Source organism: Streptomyces paludis, assembly GCF_003344965.1.
Lineage (GTDB): Bacteria > Actinomycetota > Actinomycetes > Streptomycetales > Streptomycetaceae > Streptomyces > Streptomyces paludis.
Genome location: NZ_CP031194.1, coordinates 3,022,323 through 3,037,697 on the forward strand (window position 1 = coordinate 3,022,323; position 15,375 = coordinate 3,037,697).

A 15,375-nucleotide genomic window follows, 5' to 3' on the forward strand; every position below is an offset into this window, starting at 1 on the left:
CAAAGGGACAAAATCCTCTTAACGCCCTCTTCTGGCGCGGCCCCGGCCGCCGAACGGGGGACGGCGGCCGGGCCCGGGGTGCTCACATGCGGGAGACGTTGCGCTCGTACACCAGGCGCAGCCCGATCAGGGTCAGCCAGGGCTCGTGCTCGTCGATCACCGACGCCTCGCCGAGGACCATGGGCGCCAGGCCGCCGGTCGCGATGACCGTGACGTCCTCGGGGTCGTCGGCCAGCTCCCGGGCCATCCGGGTCACCACGCCGTCGACCTGTCCGGCGAAGCCGTAGAGGATGCCCGACTGCATCGCCTCGACGGTGTTCTTGCCGATGACGCTGCGCGGCCGGGCCAGTTCGATCTTGCGGAGCTGGGCGCCCTTGACGCCGAGCGCCTCGACGGAGATCTCGATGCCGGGGGCGATGACTCCGCCCGCGTACTCGCCGCGCGCGCTGACCGCGTCGAAGGTGGTCGCCGTACCGAAGTCCACGACGATCGCCGGGCCGCCGTACAGCTCGACGGCGGCGACGGCGTTGATGATGCGGTCCGCGCCGACCTCCTTGGGGTTGTCCATGAGGATCGGCACACCGGTCTTGATGCCGGGCTCGACGAGGACGGCCGGGACGTCGCCGTAGTAGCGGCGGGTGACCTCGCGCAGCTCGTGCAGGACGGAGGGGACCGTCGAGCAGATGGCGATGCCCTCGATGCCGTCGCCCAGCTCGTCGCCGAGCAGCGGGTGCATGCCCATCAGGCCCTGGAGGAGGACCGCGAGTTCGTCGGCGGTGCGGCGGGCGTCGGTGGAGATGCGCCAGTGCTCGACGATCTCCTCGCCGTCGAAGAGACCGAGGACCGTATGGGTGTTGCCGACGTCGATGGTGAGCAGCATCAGACGCCCGCCCCGGCGCTCTCCGCCGTGTCGGCCTCGCGCAGGTCGAGGCCGATGTCCAGGATCGGCGAGGAGTGCGTCAGCGCGCCGACCGCGAGATAGTGCACGCCGGTCTCCGCGTACGCGCGCGCGTTGGCCAGCGTGAGCCGGCCGGAGGACTCCAGGACCGCGCGGTCCTGGACGATCAGCACGGCCTCGGCGGTCTGCTCCGGGGTGAAGTTGTCCAGCAGGATCAGATCGGCGCCCGCGTCGAGCACCTCGCGGACCTGGTCGAGCGTGTCGACCTCCACCTCGACGGGGACGCCGGGGAACCGGTCCCGTACGGCCTTGAAGGCAGGCGCGACGCCGCCGGCCGCGACGACGTGGTTGTCCTTGACCAGGGCCGCGTCGGAGAGCGACATACGGTGGTTGACGCCGCCCCCGCAGCGCACCGCGTACTTCTCCAGGGCGCGCAGCCCCGGCGTGGTCTTGCGGGTGTCGCGGACCTTGGCGCCGGTGCCTTCGAGGGCGTCCGCCCACGCGCGCGTGGCGGTCGCGATGCCGGAGAGCCGGCACAGGAGGTTGAGGGCGCCGCGCTCGGCGGTCAGCAGGTCCCGGGTGCGGGTGGTGACGCTCAGCAGCTTCTGGCCGGCCTCGACGCGGTCGCCGTCCAGGACGTGCCGCTCGACCTCGAACGCCTCCGTACAGACGAGGGACAGGACGGCCTCGGCGATGTGCAGGCCGGCGACCGTACCGCCCTCGCGGGCCGTGAAGTCGCCGGTGGCGACGGCGTCCTCGGGGACGGTCGCGACGGAGGTGATGTCCTCGCCGCCGTCGAGGTCCTCCTCGATGGCGACATGGGCGATGTCCTCGACCAGGACGGGGTCGAGCCCGCCGTCCAGGAGGAGCTGGGCGAGCGCGGGGTCGAGCCCGCACTCCAGCTCGGCGAGGCCGTCGGCGCCGTCCTCCCCGCCGCAGCCGCAGCCGTCGCCGCAGCCGCCGGACCCGGCCGCCGCGGGGGCGGAGGCGGGGGCGCCGATCTGGATGAGCGGTACGTCCACGGGCTCGGGACGCGGATTGTCTTCGTACGTGCTCACGGTTTACGGCTCCCTGGGGGCGTCGGTGGGAAGGAGTGCGGGGTGTACGGGCGGGAAGGCGGCGGTGTCCGTACGGCGCGTCACGAGCCCGCGCCCGGGTGTCAGCCGGACCACGAGGTGGCGGCGCCAATCGGCGTCGTCGCGCTCGGGCCGGTCCTCGCGCCAGTGGCAGCCGCGGGTCTCCTCGCGCTCCAGCGCGGCGGCGACGAGCACGCGCGCGACGCAGAGGAGATTGGTGGTCTCCCAGGAGTCGACGCCCGGCTCGGCGGCCTTGGCGTCGGGGGCCAGGGGCTCGTACGCGGCGGACTGGACGGCGTCCAGGGCGCGCGCGGCCTCCTCCAGGCTGCGGGCCGAGCGCAGGACGCTCGCGCCCCGGGACATGGCCCGCTGGATCGTGGAGCGCGCCTCGGGGACGATGAGCGGCAGCACTTCGGCGCTCGCCGCGTCCTCCGTGAGGGCGCTGGCCGCGTCCTCCGTAAGGAGGCTGTGTCCGGCCGGTCCGGGGCGCTCGGCCGCGACGATGTCCGCCGCGATGCGCTCCGCGAAGACCAGGCCCTCCAGCAGGGAGTTGGACGCCAGCCGGTTCGCGCCGTGCACGCCCGTGCAGGCGGCCTCGCCGCACGCGTAGAGCCCGGGGACCGTGGTCCGGCCGCGCAGGTCCGTACGGATGCCGCCGGAGGCGTAGTGGGCGGCGGGCGCCACCGGGATGGGCTCCGTGACGGGGTCGATGCCGTGCGAGCGGCAGGCCGCCAGAATCGTCGGGAAACGGTGCTCCCACATGTCGGCGCCGAAGTGCCTGGCGTCCAGATACATGTGCTCGGCGTCCCGCTCGCGCATCCTGCGCATGATCGCCTTGGCGACGATGTCGCGCGGCGCCAGCTCCGCCAGCTCGTGCTGGTCGAGCATGAACCGGATCCCGTCGGCGTCCACGAGATGCGCGCCCTCGCCCCGTACCGCCTCGGAGACCAGCGGCTGCTGGCCCTCGGAGCCCGCGCCGAGGAAGAGCACCGTCGGGTGGAACTGGACGAACTCCAGGTCGGAGACCTCCGCGCCGGCCCGCAGCGCGAGCGCCACCCCGTCCCCGGTGGAGACGGCGGGGTTGGTCGTCGCGGAGAAGACCTGGCCCATGCCGCCGGTGGCGAGGACCACGGCGGGCGCGTGGACGGCGCCGACGCCGTCGTGCTGCCCCTCGCCCATCACATGGAGGGTGACACCGCGCGTACGGCCCTGGGCGTCCGTCAGGAGGTCCAGTACGAGCGCGTTCTCGACCGTACGGAGACCCGCCGCGCGGGCCGCCTCGACCAGGGCCCGGGAGATCTCGGCGCCGGTCGCGTCGCCGCCCGCGTGGGCTATCCGGCGGCGGTGGTGACCGCCCTCGCGGGTCAGCTGCAACTCGCCGCCGTCGGCGGTGTCGAAGTGCGCGCCGGTGTCGATCAGCCGGTGCACGGCGGCGGGGCCCTCGGTGACCAGGGTGCGTACGGCCTCCTCGTCGCAGAGTCCCGCGCCCGCGACGAGCGTGTCGGCCAGGTGCTGCTCGGGGGTGTCGCCCTCGCCGAGCGCGGCGGCGATGCCGCCCTGCGCCCAGCGCGTGGAGCCGTCGTCGAGCCTGGCCTTGGTGACGACGACCGTACGGAGCCCGGCGGCGGCGCAGCGCAGGGCCGTGGTGAGACCGGCGACGCCCGAGCCGACGACGACCACGTCGGCGTCGATGGCCCAGCCGGGGGCGGGGGCGGACAGCCGTATTCCGGTGCCCGCTCCGCCGGCGGTGCCGGTCGCTGTTCCGGTCATGGGGTGGCTCCGAACGTGAGGGTGATGTTGTCGATCAGCCGGGTGGTGCCGATCCGCGCGGCGACGGCGAGGACCGCCTCGCCGGTGTGGCCGTCGGGGACCTCGGTGAAGTCCCGGGGGTCGACCAGCGCCAGGTAGTCGAGGGTCAGCGGCGGTACGGACCGGGCCGCCCCGTCGAGTACGGCGCGGGCCGCGGCCCGTACGGCGTCGGCCCCGCAGGGGCGGCCGGGCGGCTCCTCGACGGCCCGGAGCCCCGCGGCGGCCACCGCGTGGGCGTCGGCCGCGAGCCGGTCCTCGCCGAGCGCGGAGAGCCCGGCGGCGCGGGCGGCCGGCGCCGGGGCGGACACGGCGCGGGCGCGCAGCGCGTGCTGGGCACCGAGGCGGTCCCGGGCGGCGAACAGGGCGCGGGAGAGGGTGAGGGCGGTGCGCCGCTCGGCCGGGGAGAGGTAGCGGTTGCGGCTGGAGCGCGCGAGGCCGTCGTCCTCCCGGACCGTCGGTACGCCGACGATCTCGACCGGGAAGTTCAGATCGCGGGCCATCCGGCGGACCAGCGCCAGCTGCTGCGCGTCCTTGCGGCCGAAGAACGTGACGTCCGCGCGCGTGAGGTGCAGCAGCTTGGCGACGACGGTGAGCATGCCGTCGAAGTGGCCGGGGCGCGCGGCGCCTTCGAGCCGCTCGCCCATGGGCCCGGCGGCCAGGGTGACCTGGGGCGCGCCGTCGGGGTAGACCTCGGCGGCGGACGGCGCGAAGACGGCGTCCGCGCCCGCCGCGCGCGCCAGTTCGAGATCGGCGTCGAGGGTGCGCGGATAGCGGTCCAGATCCTCGCCCGCGCCGAACTGGAGCGGGTTGACGAAGACGGTGACCACGACGAAGCCGGCCGGTCCCACGCGGTCGCGCGCGGCCCGTACCAGCGCGGCGTGGCCCTCGTGGAGGGCGCCCATGGTCAGTACGGCGGCGATCTCGCCGGAGGTGGCGCGCGCCGCGTCGAGGAGACGGTCGAGGTCGGCGCGCGCGGTGACGGGTCCGGGGCCGCGGCCGTGTTCGGGTCCGGGGCTGGAGCTGGGGCCGGCGCTCATCGGGTGCCCCCCGCGCCGCCTCCGCGGGCGCCCCCGAGGCTGTCCCCGCCGGCGAGCACGCCGAGAAGATCCTCGGCCAGCTCCGGCTTGAGCAGCCCGTTCGCCAGCGCCCGGTCCGCGGTCGTCCGGGCCATCGCGAGATATCCGGCGACGGCCGCGGGCGCGTGCGCGCGCAGCTCCGCGACGTGCGCGGCGACCGTACCGGCGTCCCCGCGCGCGACGGGTCCGGTGAGCGCGGCGTCGCCGGAGCGCAGCGCGTTGTCGAGGGCGGCGCCGAGCAGCGGGCCGAGCATCCGGTCGGGGGCGGCGACGCCCGCCGTACGGAGCAGCTCCATGGCCTGGGCGACCAGGGTGACCAGGTGGTTCGCGCCGATGGCCAGGGCCGCGTGGTAGAGCGGCCGGGCCTCCTCGGCGATCCACTCCGGCTCGCCGCCCATCTCGATGACGAGGGCTTCGGCGGCCAGCCGCAGTTCGTCGGGCGCGGTGACGCCGAACGAGCAGCCCGCCAGCCGCTGGACGTCCACCGGGCTGCCGGTGAAGGTCATCGCGGGGTGCAGGGCGAGCGGCAGCGCGCCGGCGCGCCGGGCCGGGTCGAGGACCTTGACGCCGTACCGCCCCGAGGTGTGCGCGAGGAGCACTCCCGGCCGTACGGCGCCGGTCTCCGCGAGCCCCTCGACCAGTCCGGGGAGGGCGTCGTCGGGGACGGTGAGCAGCACCAGCTCGGCGCGGGCGAGCACCTCGGCGGGGGTGACCAGGGGGATGTCGGGCAGCAGCGCGGCGGCCCGCCGTACGGAGGCGTCGGAGACCCCGGAGACGGCGACGGGCCGGTGTCCCGCGAGCTTCAGCGACGCCGCGAGGGCCGGGCCGACCCGGCCCGCGCCGACGACACCGACCGTGAGCCGGGCGGGGCGGTCCCGGGGATCGAAGGGGTCCTGTGGTGGTGGATTCACGCGGCGGGGCCTTCCGTTCCAGTCCGCAGGGGGTACCGGACGATTTCTCGCCATGCTACGCCAGCGTTTCGGGGAGCCGCCCGAGTTGTCCACAGGCTGTGGGCCACCGCCCACGGACCGCGCGGAGCGGCCCCGGGCCACCCCTCTGCCGTCGCCGCCGTCCCGTCCTTACGGACGGGACACAGTCAGCCGGCCGAGCAGCCGCGCCAGCCGCGCGGCGAGGGTGGCGCCGCACCCGCCGCACCTCTCGCGGTACTCGCGGATCGTACGGAACGTCTCCCGGTCGTAGCGGCCGGGCGCCGGGGGGACGGGCTCGCCCCGGAGTGTGGCGCGGTAGCTGTCGAGCATGTGCTGCTGAATCGAGTCCATGGCGCACACCCTGTGCCGGGGAGCGGGCGGCGGGCGCGTCGTTTGACCGCCCCCGTCAAACGAGGGCCCGTTGTCGGTGGCGGCGGGCACCATGGGGGTTATGAGCGTGTTCATCGACATCACCGGGCTGCCCCAGGAGCGGATCGCCTTCGGCATCTCGCCGCTGGCCGAGCTGGCCGCCGCCCTGCACGCGCTGTCCGAGCCCGCCCATCACCCCCGGCTGCACGGCTGGACCACCTCCATATCCGCCACGTTCAAGGCGGAGCTGGCCGAGCGGCTGCACGAGGCGGACTTCCTCTGGCGCGCCGCCCGCGCGGACTTCCTGCTGCCGGCCGTCCCGCGCGGCACCCTCGCCGAGGAGCTGGACGACCTCGACCAGATGGACGACGAGCGGTATGTCGCCGCCGCGCTGGAGATCTCCTGCGCCAGCCGGTACTGCGAGGGCGTGCCCTCGCCGCTCGTCGACGCGGCGGCGCGCGGGCGTGCCCTGGACCTGGCGGCGGCGCGCGGCCCGCGCCAGGCCGCGTTCGTCCAGCGCATGCTCGACGACCCGCCGGCCGTCCGGGCCTGGATCCGGCGGCTGCTGGAGGAGTGCGACGAGGTGTTCTTCTCGGACACCTGGCGGCGCGCCCGGGTCCAGCTCGCCGCCGACGCCCGGCACAAGACGGAGCTGCTGCGCCACAAGGGGCTGGCGGAGGCGCTCCAGGCCGCCTCGCCCGCCCTCACGGTCGAGGAGGACGGCCTGCGCACCCGGATCGTGGTGGACAAGCTCGGCGCGGGCCGCACCACGGCCGCGGGCTCGTCGCTGACGCTGCTGCCGACCGCCTTCGGCTGGCCGCATCTGATGGCCCTGTACACCCCGGGCTGGCAGCCGGTCGTCCAGTATCCGGTGGCCGCCGGTGAGCCGGCCGGCGCCGCCTCGGTCGACACGGTCAGGCTGCGTCTGGAGGCGGTCGCCCACCCGATGCGGATGCGGCTGTGCCGGCACCTCGCGCGCGGTACGTACACGACGGGCGAGCTGGCCGACGCGAACGGGATCACCGCGCCCGAGGTCTCGCGCCATCTCGCCGTCCTGCGGAAGGCGGGGCTGCTGACGACGCGGCGCCGCGGCCGCTATGTGCTGCACCAGCTGGACGTGTCGGTGGTGGCGCGCCTCGGCAGCGACTTCCTGGAGGGGATGCTGCGCTGACGGCCGGCGGCACATCCGCTCGGTCGGAGGGGACGCTCAGTCGAAGCGGATGTGCCGCAGCCCGATCCGGATCTGCCGCAGCCGGTGCCGCCGCGGCCCGTAGGTGTTCGGCGCCAGCCGCAGCCCGGCCGACTCCGCGATCCGGTCGGCGACCCCCGGCAGCGTCAGCCGGTCGGTGTGGAGATGTTCGGCGAACAGCGGGTCCGCCAGGGCGTCCAGGCAGTGGTCCAGTTTCCGTACGGCGAAGCTCTCCCGCTTGAGCCCGGTGCCCCAGCCGCGCTCGGTCAGCCGGCGCAGTACGGTCGCGCGCTCGGCGAGCAGCGCGAAGTGGCGCACCTCGTGCCCGGCCGCGCGCAGCCGGCCGATGATCTCCTCGAAGTAGCCGCGGTCGGTCAGCGTCATCGGCGCGATCACCACCCCGGGGTGCTCGCGCAGGGCCAGATCGAGCACCTCGTACACGCCCTGCCGCCAGGCGGACAGATCCTGGAAGTCGCCGCGCAGACCGGCCGGGAGCATCCGGTGCAGGCCGAAGCCGACATGCTCCGGGTCGCAGACGACACTGCCCGGCAGCCTCCGCCGGATCTCGTACGCGGTCTGTGTCTTGCCGCCGCCGAAGGGGCCGTTGATCCACAGGAGCATGGGCTCAGCGTGCCGTACCGCCGCCCGCCCGCACCAGTCCGGTCTCGTACGCGAGGACGACGACCTGGACGCGGTCGCGCAGGCCGAGCTTGGTGAGGATCCGGCCGACATGGGTCTTCACGGTCGCCTCGGAGAGGACGAGCCGGCCCGCGATCTCGCCGTTCGACAGCCCCTGCGCGACCAGCAGCAGCACCTCGCGCTCGCGGGCGGTCAGCCGGCCGATCTCCTGGTTCTGCGGCTGCGCGCCGCCCGGCAGCAGGGGCGCGAAGCGGTTGAGGAGTCGGCGGGTGGTGGACGGGGCGACGACGGCGTCGCCGCTGTGCACGGAGCGGATCGCGGTCAGCAGCTCGGCCGGCGGCACGTCCTTCAGCATGAAGCCGCTGGCCCCGGCCTTGAGCCCGGAGAACGCGTACTCGTCCAGGTCGAAGGTGGTCAGGATGAGCACCTTCGGGGCGTCGGGCTGCGCGCAGATCCGCCGGGTGGCCTCGACCCCGTCCAGACGCGGCATCCGGACGTCCATCAGGACGACGTCCACCGCCGTGGCGCGGAGGTTCTCGATCGCCTCCGCGCCGTCCCCGGCCTCCGCGACGACCTCCATGTCCGGCTGCGCGGCCAGCACCATACGGAAACCGGTGCGCAGGAGCACCTGATCGTCGACGAGCATCACGCGGATCGACATACGGGGAGTCCTGTCCAGTAGAGCGGCGGGGGGAAGAGGGAAGGAACCAGGGAGGCGGCTAGGAAGCGGATTTCAGGGGCAGCAGCGCGCTGATCCGGAAGCCGCCGCCCGGCCGCGGTCCGGCGTCCAGCGTGCCGCCGACCATACCGATCCGCTCCCGCATTCCGATGAGCCCGTGCCCCCTGCCGTCGGCGCCGCCGTCCTCGTACAGCTCGTGCGTCGCGCCCCGGCCGTCGTCCTCGACGAGCAGCCCGAGCCCGTCGTCGAAGTAGACGAGCCGCACACTGGCACCGACATCGGGGCCGCCGTGCTTGCGGCTGTTGGTGAGGGCCTCCTGCACGATGCGGTACGCGGTCAGCTCCACGCCGCTGGGCAGCGGGCGCGGGGTGCCCTCGATCCGGAAGTCCACGGTGAGACCGGCCTCCCGCACCTTCTCGACCAGGTCCTCGATCTGGCCGACGTCCGGCTGCGGTACGTACCCGTCGCTGTCCTCGGCGTCACCGGTGCGCAGGACGCCGAGCAGCCGGCGCATCTCCGCGAGGGCCTGCCGGCCGGTGGTCGAGATGGTCTCCAGCGCCTGCTTGGCCTGGTCGGGGGCGGCGTCCAGGACGTACGCGGCGCCGTCCGCCTGGACGACCATCACCGAGACGTTGTGGGCGACGACATCGTGCAACTCGCGGGCGATCCTGGCGCGTTCGGCGGCGACCGCGACCTTCGCCTCGGCCTCGCGCTCCTTCTCCAGCCGGGTGGCGCGCTCCTCCAGCTGGTCGAAGTAGGCGCGGCGGGTACGGAGCGAGTCGCCGAGCACCCAGGCGAGTACGAACGGCACGGTCATCACGACGGTGAAGAAGACCCGGCCCGCCGTGCCGGACTCCGGCAGGGGCCAGCGCAATTGGGAGACCGGTGTGGCGGCCACCCCGCCGGCGAGCGCGAGCCGGGAGACCCAGCGCGGTCCGCCCTGTCCGGCGACGGTGTAGATGATCACCAGCATCGCGAAGTCGGCCGGATTGGGCTCGATGTCGAACGCCACCTGACCGACACCGATCACCCCCGCGCCCAGCAGCATCGTCCCGGGCGCGCGGCGGCGCAGCGCCACGGTCAGGCTGAGCAGCAGCACCGCGGCCATGGCGGCCAGCCGCACCGCCGCTCCCGTGTTCTCCCTGACCACCCACAACAGGGAGAACCCGAAGAGCAGGACAGCCCAGAAACTGTCGACGCCCGTCGGGTGTCTGCGGAGAAAGTCGTAGAAGCGCTGCACGTAACCCAGCGTAGGGAGGGGGGAACGGGGGACGGGTCAACCGGAGGGTCGATCCGGTCGGCGGAAGCGTACTCCCCAAGGTGGAGACTTGGTGCCGTGGTGGATGAGCTGACGCACAGGACGGGCCGGCACGCGCACCGGAACGCGGGCGGTGACCGGCCGCCCGGGCGCGCGCTCACCTGGCGTACGGCGGCCGAGGCCGCGCTGTACGGCCCGGGCGGCTTCTATCTGCGTCCCGAGGGCCCCGCGGGTCACTTCCGTACCTCGGTGCACGCCTCCCGGCTCTTCGCCGCCGCCGTCGCCCGGCTGCTGGCCGGGACCGCCCGGGAGCTGGACACCGACGAGATCGCCGTCGTGGACCTGGGCGCGGGCCGCGGCGAACTGCTGACCGGGATCCTGGCCGCGCTCCCCCCGGGCCTCACCGTGCGCCCGTACGCCGTCGAACGCGCCGCGCGCCCCCCGGGCCTCGATCCGCGCGTCGAGTGGCTGGCCGAGCCCCCGGCCGGGGTCCGCGGGCTGCTGTTCGCGAACGAGTGGCTGGACAACGTACCGCTGGATGTCGCGGAGACGGACCGGGACGGCGTCGTACGGTACGTCCTGGTCCGGCCGGACGGTGCCGAGGAGCCGGGCGAGCCGGTCCGGGGCGCGGACGCCGCCTGGCTGGAGCGCTGGTGGCCGCCGGGCGGTCCCGGCACGCGCGCGGAGATCGGCCGGCCGCGCGACGAGGCGTGGGCGGCGGCCGTCGCGACGCTGGAGCGCGGGCTCGCGGTCGCCGTCGACTACGCGCACACCCGGGACGGCCGGCCGGCCTTCGGCACCCTGACCGGCTTCCGCGCGGGGCGCGAGGTGCGGCCCGTACCGGACGGTTCGTGCGACCTGACCGCCCATGTGGCGCTGGATTCCTGCGCGTTCGCGGGTACGGGCACGGGCGCGGGTACGGGCACGGGCGCGGGTACGGGTACGGGTACGGGCACAGGCGCGCCCGCCGAGCTGCTCACCCAGCGCGAGGCGCTGCGCCGGCTCGGGGTGAGCGGCGCGCGCCCGCCGCTCCCGCTCGCCGCCACCGACCCCGCCGGGTACGTACGCGCGCTGGCGGCGGCCGGCGAGGCGGCCGAGCTGACCGCGCGCGGCGGCCTGGGGGACTTCGGCTGGCTGGTGCAGCCCGTCGGGACCGCTCCGAGTGGGCCGGGCGGCGCTCTGCGAGACTGTGGCGCATGACGGAGACGACCCCCACCCGGACGACGGTCGGCATCGGCGGCGCGGCGGAGAGCACCGACATGGTGCTCAACATCGGCCCGCAGCACCCTTCCACGCACGGTGTGCTCCGGCTGCGCCTCGTGCTGGACGGCGAGGTGATCCGGGAGGCGGAGCCGGTCATCGGCTATATGCACCGGGGCGCGGAGAAGCTCTTCGAGGCCCGTGACTACCGGCAGATCGTGATGCTCGCCAACCGCCACGACTGGCTGTCGGCGTTCTCCAACGAGCTGGGTGTGGTGATGGCCGTCGAGCGGATGCTCGGCATGGAGGTGCCCGAGCGCGCGGTCTGGACGCGGACGCTGCTCGCCGAGCTGAACCGGGTGCTGAACCATCTGATGTTCCTCGGCTCGTACCCGCTCGAACTGGGCGGTATCACCCCGATGTTCCACGCCTTCCGGGAGCGCGAGGAGCTTCAGTCGGTGATGGAGGAGATCTCCGGCGGCCGGATGCACTACATGTTCAACCGCGTCGGCGGCCTCAAGGAGGATCTCCCGGCGGGCTGGCTGTCCAGGGCCCGGCACGCGGTCGCCGAGGTGCGTTCACGGATGGACGTGTACGACCGGCTGGTGCTCGGCAACGAGATCTTCCGGGGCCGTACGCGCGGTATCGGCGCGCTGTCGCGGGAGGCGGTCCACGCGTACGGGGTGTCCGGGCCGATCGCCCGTGCCTCCGGGGTGGACTTCGACCTGCGCCGCGACGAGCCGTATCTCGCGTACGGGGAGCTGCTCGGCACGCTGAAGGTGGTGACGCGCGAGGAGGGCGACTGCCTGGCGCGCTTCGAATGCCTGCTGGAGCAGACGCACAACGCGCTGGATCTGGCGGACGCCTGTCTGGACCGGATCCCGGAGCTGCCGCCGGGGCCGATCAACCAGCGGCTGCCGAAGGTGCTGAAGGCGCCCGAGGGGCACACGTACGCCTGGACGGAGAACCCGCTCGGGGTGAACGGCTACTACCTGGTGTCGAAGGGCGAGAAGACGCCGTACCGGCTGAAGCTGCGGTCCGCGTCGTTCAACAACATCCAGGCGCTGGCCGAGCTGCTGCCCGGGACGCAGGTCTCGGACATGGTGGCGATCCTGGGCTCGCTGTTCTTCGTCGTCGGCGACATCGACAAGTAGGCCGTACGTACGGAGGCGTGCATACGGGCCCTACGTACGCGCCCTCAGGAGCTGACCGCGCCCCTCAGCCGGCCGAGTTCGAACCGCTCGGTGTCGTCGTGCGCGGTCAGGTCGATGACCTGGCCGACGCCCCGCTCCTCGGCCTTGCGCCGCTCGGCGAGCGCCTCCTCGCCCACCACATCGGCGAGATCCTCGCGCTCCAGCGCGGCGGCCGGGACAGCGAGGGTCTCCGGAGCGGGCTCCTCGCCCGGTCCCTCGGCCGATTCCCCGCCCGATTCCCCGGCGGGCTCCTCGCCCGGCTCCTCGCCGGACTCCTCCTTGGGCCGGCCCTCCGCGCCGAAGAAGTCGAAGCCGCCCTCGGGCCGCACCGGACGGCGCAGCGGGGAGTACGGCACGATCGCGGACGCCGTCGCGACCCGGGACGCGGGCAGGGCGGGGAGCGCGGGCGCCGGACGGGCGTGCTGCTCGGACTCCGCCGTATCGGCCGCCGCGTGCTTCCCCTGCTGGTCCTCGGCCTCGATGGCACGCTCCGCCAGGTCGCGCGCGCGGGCCGCCTCCACGGTGCGCCGCGCCTCCTGGGCGGCGGCGTTGCGCAGCAGCTCGTCCAGCGCGCGGGCGGCGCCGAGATATGCCGCCGTGGTGGGCGCGTTGCCCGTGGTCAGTGCCCGGGGCTCGGCCGCCGCCTCCAGGGCGAGCCGGCGCCGGCCCTCCAGCGCCGTGGCACGCTCGGTCTCGGCGGTGGCGTAGCGCCGCAGGAGCGCGGCGTGTTCGCCGCGGAGCTTGGCCAGCTCGACGCGCTTGGCCCGGAGCTTGATGTCGAGCTTGAGGCGCAGTTCGCGCGACTCCTCGACATCGGCCTCCAGTTCGGCCACCCGCTCCTCGGTCTTCCACTGATCGCTCTCCCGGCCGCGCGCCAGCTCGGCGACACGGCGGCCGGCGCTGCGGTCCCAGCCGCGCATGACGATGGCGCCGCAGACGGCGACGGCCGTCGTCGCGGCGACGAGTCCACGCAGCACCAGGGGATCCGCGAACAGCCAGGAGCCCGCGGCGAAGAGAACCGCGGCTCCGGCGACCGCCGAGGGCGGCAGAAGCTTGTGGAGGGGTGGCGAATGGCGGTGGCGTCCACGTGGCATGGCCTGAAATTTACCGCGAGTGCGGACCGAATGGGGCACCGGTCGGACAATCTTTCCCGGTCCGTTGCCGGGCCCCCTCGGTCCGTCTTCCGTTTCCGCTGGAGAACTCCTTTATGCCTGGTGCGGGTTACCCCGCGGGTTAGCGTGCGACCGCCCGGCGGGGGCTACTTGCCGACCAGACCTTTGCTCTCCAGATACTCCTTGGCGACATCCTGGGGCTTGGCCCGCTCGGCGTCGACCTTCAGGTTCAGCGCGCCGAGATCGGCGGTCGTCAGAGCGGCGGTCAGCTTGCCCAGAACGTCGGCTATCTCCTGCGAACCGGCGTCCTTGGCATTGACCACCGGCAGGATGTTGTCCGCGTTCTGGAGGTTCTTGTCGTCCTCCAGCACCACCAGTCCGAAGCTGTCGAGGGTGCCGTCGGTGGTGGTGCTGAGGACCAGTTGGTCGACGCCGTCCTTGACGGCCTGTTTCGACTGCGGGGTGCCGACGCCCTTGGGGTCGATGCCCGCCACGTCGATGCCGTACGTCTTCTTCAGACCGGGCGCGCAGAACGGCCGTACCTCGCACTCGTCACCGGCGGCGATCTTCACCTTGATCTTGGACTTGCCGAGGTCGGAAAGGGTCTTGAGGTTGTTCTTCGCCGCGAATTCCTTGCTGACCGCGAAGGCATTCTGGTCAACGGCCTGTCCGGCCGGGAGCACCTTCAGCCCGCGCGGCTCGGCGAGCTTCTTCAGCTCGGCGACGGTCGCGTCCGCGTCGCTGGAGGCGAGCGGCTTGGCCGCCGCCGCGTCGGCGCCGTTCACCTTCGCGTTGAGGAATTCCGTGATCGTCGCGGCGTATTCCGGTACGACGTCGATCTCGCCCTTCTCCAGGGACGGTTCGTACAGCTCCCGGTTCTTGACCGTCGTGACGGAGGTCGAGTAGCCGGCGTCCGCGAGGATCTGGGCGTACAGCTCGGCCAGGATCTTGGACTCGGTGAAGGCCGCCGCGCCGATGACGAGCGATTCCTTCCCGCCGGACCCGGACCCTGACCCGGAATCCGAGCCGGCACCGCTCTTGTCCTTCTCCAGGCTGTCGCCGCCGCACGCGGCGAGCGACGCCGCCAGCGCCACCGCCGCGAGTACCGCACCCGCGGTGCGCGAGGTCTTGCTCATGATGTCCACCATCTCCAAGAAGCCGAAAGGTCGGTCGTCACGCGGTCGTGCATCACGCGGTCGTACGGGCGGGGTCCTTACGGGCAGGATCCTGAGCGGCGGGATCCTTACGGGCGGGGGCCGCCGGGGCGCCGGCCGCGGGGGCCCGGCGCGCCGCGGCCGGGCCGATCAGCCGGTCCAGCAGAAGCAGCGCCCCTTCGACCAGCAGCGCGAGCAGCGCGACGAGCAGGGCGCCCGCGACCACCTGCGGGGTGTTGTACGTGTTGAAGCCGGCGGTGATGATCCGGCCGAGCCCGCCCTGCCCGACCATCGCCGCGATCGTCGCCGTGGCCACCACCTGGACGGAGGCGGAGCGCAGACCGGTCATGACCAGGGGATGGGCGAGGGGCAGCTCCACCCGCAGGAAGAGCTGCCACCCGGACATCCCCATCCCCCGGGCCGCCTCCACCACCGCGCGGTCCACCTCGGCCATCCCCACATACGCGTTGGTCAGCAGGGGCGGTACGGCGAAGAGCACCAGCGCGATGACGGTGGGCACCGAGCCCGAGTTGCGCAGCGGCGAGACCATGAAGAGCGCGAGCACGGCGAAGACGGGAACGGCCCGGCCCACATTGGAGATATTGATCGCGACGGCGCCGCCCCGGCCGAGGTGCCCCAGGAAGAACGCCACGGGCAGGGCGATCGCGCAGGCGATGAGGAGCGCCGTCGCGCTGACGGTCACATGCTCCTGGAGGCGGTGCCACACCCCGCCGTCCCCCACCCAGTGGCCGGCCGTCGCCAGCCAGGTCCACGCCTCCCCCAGCACGCCCATG

Annotated in this window: 15 protein-coding genes; 3 read left to right on the plus strand and 12 right to left on the minus strand. The window is 73.7% G+C overall.

Annotated elements, in window-relative coordinates; genetic code table 11:
* Positions 1 to 82: 82 nt before the first annotated feature.
* The 6 genes from DVK44_RS13240 to DVK44_RS13265 form a co-directional block, all read right to left on the minus strand.
* Positions 83 to 880: a type III pantothenate kinase gene (locus DVK44_RS13240; RefSeq protein WP_114659863.1), complete on the minus strand. Its 798-nt coding sequence runs from the start codon at positions 878 to 880 to the stop codon at positions 83 to 85.
* Positions 880 to 1,956, minus strand: coding sequence for a carboxylating nicotinate-nucleotide diphosphorylase (gene nadC, locus DVK44_RS13245; protein WP_114659864.1), 1,077 nt, complete (start codon positions 1,954 to 1,956; stop codon positions 880 to 882). The genes DVK44_RS13240 and nadC overlap by 1 nt, the downstream gene beginning before the upstream one ends.
* A gap of 3 nt (positions 1,957 to 1,959) precedes the next feature.
* On the minus strand, positions 1,960 to 3,744 hold the full coding sequence (locus DVK44_RS13250) for an L-aspartate oxidase (RefSeq protein ID WP_114659865.1): 1,785 nt from the start codon (positions 3,742 to 3,744) through the stop codon (positions 1,960 to 1,962).
* Positions 3,741 to 4,820, minus strand: a complete 1,080-nt coding sequence (panC, locus tag DVK44_RS13255; RefSeq protein WP_114659866.1) for a pantoate--beta-alanine ligase — start codon at positions 4,818 to 4,820, stop codon at positions 3,741 to 3,743. Before panC ends, DVK44_RS13250 begins: the two co-directional genes overlap by 4 nt.
* Positions 4,817 to 5,824, minus strand: coding sequence for a Rossmann-like and DUF2520 domain-containing protein (locus tag DVK44_RS13260; protein WP_228447114.1), 1,008 nt, complete (start codon positions 5,822 to 5,824; stop codon positions 4,817 to 4,819). Before DVK44_RS13260 ends, panC begins: the two co-directional genes overlap by 4 nt.
* A gap of 114 nt (positions 5,825 to 5,938) precedes the next feature.
* Positions 5,939 to 6,139: a hypothetical protein gene (locus DVK44_RS13265; RefSeq protein ID WP_114659868.1), complete on the minus strand. Its 201-nt coding sequence runs from the start codon at positions 6,137 to 6,139 to the stop codon at positions 5,939 to 5,941.
* A gap of 100 nt (positions 6,140 to 6,239) precedes the next feature.
* On the opposite strand from DVK44_RS13265, the gene DVK44_RS13270 reads away from it, so the two are divergent.
* Entirely contained in the window at positions 6,240 to 7,328 is a 1,089-nt protein-coding gene (locus tag DVK44_RS13270; RefSeq protein WP_114665096.1) for a DUF5937 family protein, read from the plus strand.
* 36 nt (positions 7,329 to 7,364) lie between these two features.
* On the opposite strand, the gene DVK44_RS13275 is transcribed toward DVK44_RS13270, so the two are convergent.
* The 3 genes from DVK44_RS13275 to DVK44_RS13285 are packed head-to-tail and all read right to left on the minus strand — an operon-like array spanning position 7,365 to position 9,904.
* Positions 7,365 to 7,967 (minus strand): AAA family ATPase, encoded by a 603-nt coding sequence (locus tag DVK44_RS13275; protein WP_114659869.1) that lies wholly within the window; start codon positions 7,965 to 7,967, stop codon positions 7,365 to 7,367.
* A gap of 4 nt (positions 7,968 to 7,971) precedes the next feature.
* A complete protein-coding gene (locus DVK44_RS13280; RefSeq protein ID WP_114659870.1) occupies positions 7,972 to 8,646 on the minus strand; it encodes a response regulator transcription factor in 675 nt (224 codons plus the stop codon).
* 58 nt (positions 8,647 to 8,704) lie between these two features.
* Positions 8,705 to 9,904, minus strand: coding sequence for a sensor histidine kinase (locus tag DVK44_RS13285; RefSeq protein ID WP_114659871.1), 1,200 nt, complete (start codon positions 9,902 to 9,904; stop codon positions 8,705 to 8,707).
* A 204-nt stretch (positions 9,905 to 10,108) separates the two neighbouring features.
* Here DVK44_RS13285 and DVK44_RS13290 point away from each other — a divergent pair, with 204 nt between their 5' ends.
* Complete coding sequence (locus tag DVK44_RS13290; RefSeq protein WP_228447613.1) at positions 10,109 to 11,122, plus strand: SAM-dependent methyltransferase; 1,014 nt, start codon at positions 10,109 to 10,111, stop codon at positions 11,120 to 11,122.
* A complete protein-coding gene (locus DVK44_RS13295) occupies positions 11,119 to 12,276 on the plus strand; it encodes an NADH-quinone oxidoreductase subunit D (protein WP_114659872.1) in 1,158 nt (385 codons plus the stop codon). Before DVK44_RS13290 ends, DVK44_RS13295 begins: the two co-directional genes overlap by 4 nt.
* A 44-nt stretch (positions 12,277 to 12,320) precedes the next feature.
* Here the strand turns inward: DVK44_RS13295 and DVK44_RS13300 are convergent, their stop codons facing one another.
* The 3 genes from DVK44_RS13300 to DVK44_RS13310 form a co-directional block, all read right to left on the minus strand.
* Positions 12,321 to 13,409 carry a hypothetical protein gene (locus DVK44_RS13300; RefSeq protein WP_181957453.1) on the minus strand — a complete coding sequence of 363 codons (1,089 nt, stop codon included), beginning with the start codon at positions 13,407 to 13,409 and terminating at the stop codon, positions 12,321 to 12,323.
* A 164-nt stretch (positions 13,410 to 13,573) separates the two neighbouring features.
* Positions 13,574 to 14,563 carry an ABC transporter substrate-binding protein gene (locus DVK44_RS13305; protein ID WP_114665099.1) on the minus strand — a complete coding sequence of 330 codons (990 nt, stop codon included), beginning with the start codon at positions 14,561 to 14,563 and terminating at the stop codon, positions 13,574 to 13,576.
* Between the two features lie 52 nt (positions 14,564 to 14,615).
* Complete coding sequence (locus DVK44_RS13310) at positions 14,616 to 15,374, minus strand: ABC transporter permease (protein WP_114659873.1); 759 nt, start codon at positions 15,372 to 15,374, stop codon at positions 14,616 to 14,618.
* Position 15,375 lies beyond the last annotated feature (1 nt).

What these genes read in the sequence shown, in the direction of transcription:
- DVK44_RS13240 (WP_114659863.1), bottom strand. Translation starts at nt 880, where the DNA reads ATGCTGCTCACCATCGACGTCGGCAACACCCATACGGTCCTCGGTCTC.
- DVK44_RS13250 (WP_114659865.1), bottom strand. Translation starts at nt 3,744, where the DNA reads ATGACCGGAACAGCGACCGGCACCGCCGGCGGAGCGGGCACCGGAATA.
- panC (WP_114659866.1), bottom strand. Translation starts at nt 4,820, where the DNA reads ATGAGCGCCGGCCCCAGCTCCAGCCCCGGACCCGAACACGGCCGCGGC.
- DVK44_RS13260 (WP_228447114.1), bottom strand. Translation starts at nt 5,824, where the DNA reads ATGGCGAGAAATCGTCCGGTACCCCCTGCGGACTGGAACGGAAGGCCC.
- DVK44_RS13265 (WP_114659868.1), bottom strand. Translation starts at nt 6,139, where the DNA reads ATGGACTCGATTCAGCAGCACATGCTCGACAGCTACCGCGCCACACTC.
- DVK44_RS13270 (WP_114665096.1), top strand. Translation starts at nt 6,240, where the DNA reads ATGAGCGTGTTCATCGACATCACCGGGCTGCCCCAGGAGCGGATCGCC.
- DVK44_RS13275 (WP_114659869.1), bottom strand. Translation starts at nt 7,967, where the DNA reads ATGCTCCTGTGGATCAACGGCCCCTTCGGCGGCGGCAAGACACAGACC.
- DVK44_RS13280 (WP_114659870.1), bottom strand. Translation starts at nt 8,646, where the DNA reads ATGTCGATCCGCGTGATGCTCGTCGACGATCAGGTGCTCCTGCGCACC.
- DVK44_RS13295 (WP_114659872.1), top strand. Translation starts at nt 11,119, where the DNA reads ATGACGGAGACGACCCCCACCCGGACGACGGTCGGCATCGGCGGCGCG.
- DVK44_RS13300 (WP_181957453.1), bottom strand. Translation starts at nt 13,409, where the DNA reads ATGCCACGTGGACGCCACCGCCATTCGCCACCCCTCCACAAGCTTCTG.
- DVK44_RS13305 (WP_114665099.1), bottom strand. Translation starts at nt 14,563, where the DNA reads ATGAGCAAGACCTCGCGCACCGCGGGTGCGGTACTCGCGGCGGTGGCG.
- DVK44_RS13310 (WP_114659873.1), bottom strand. Translation starts at nt 15,374, where the DNA reads ATGGGCGTGCTGGGGGAGGCGTGGACCTGGCTGGCGACGGCCGGCCAC.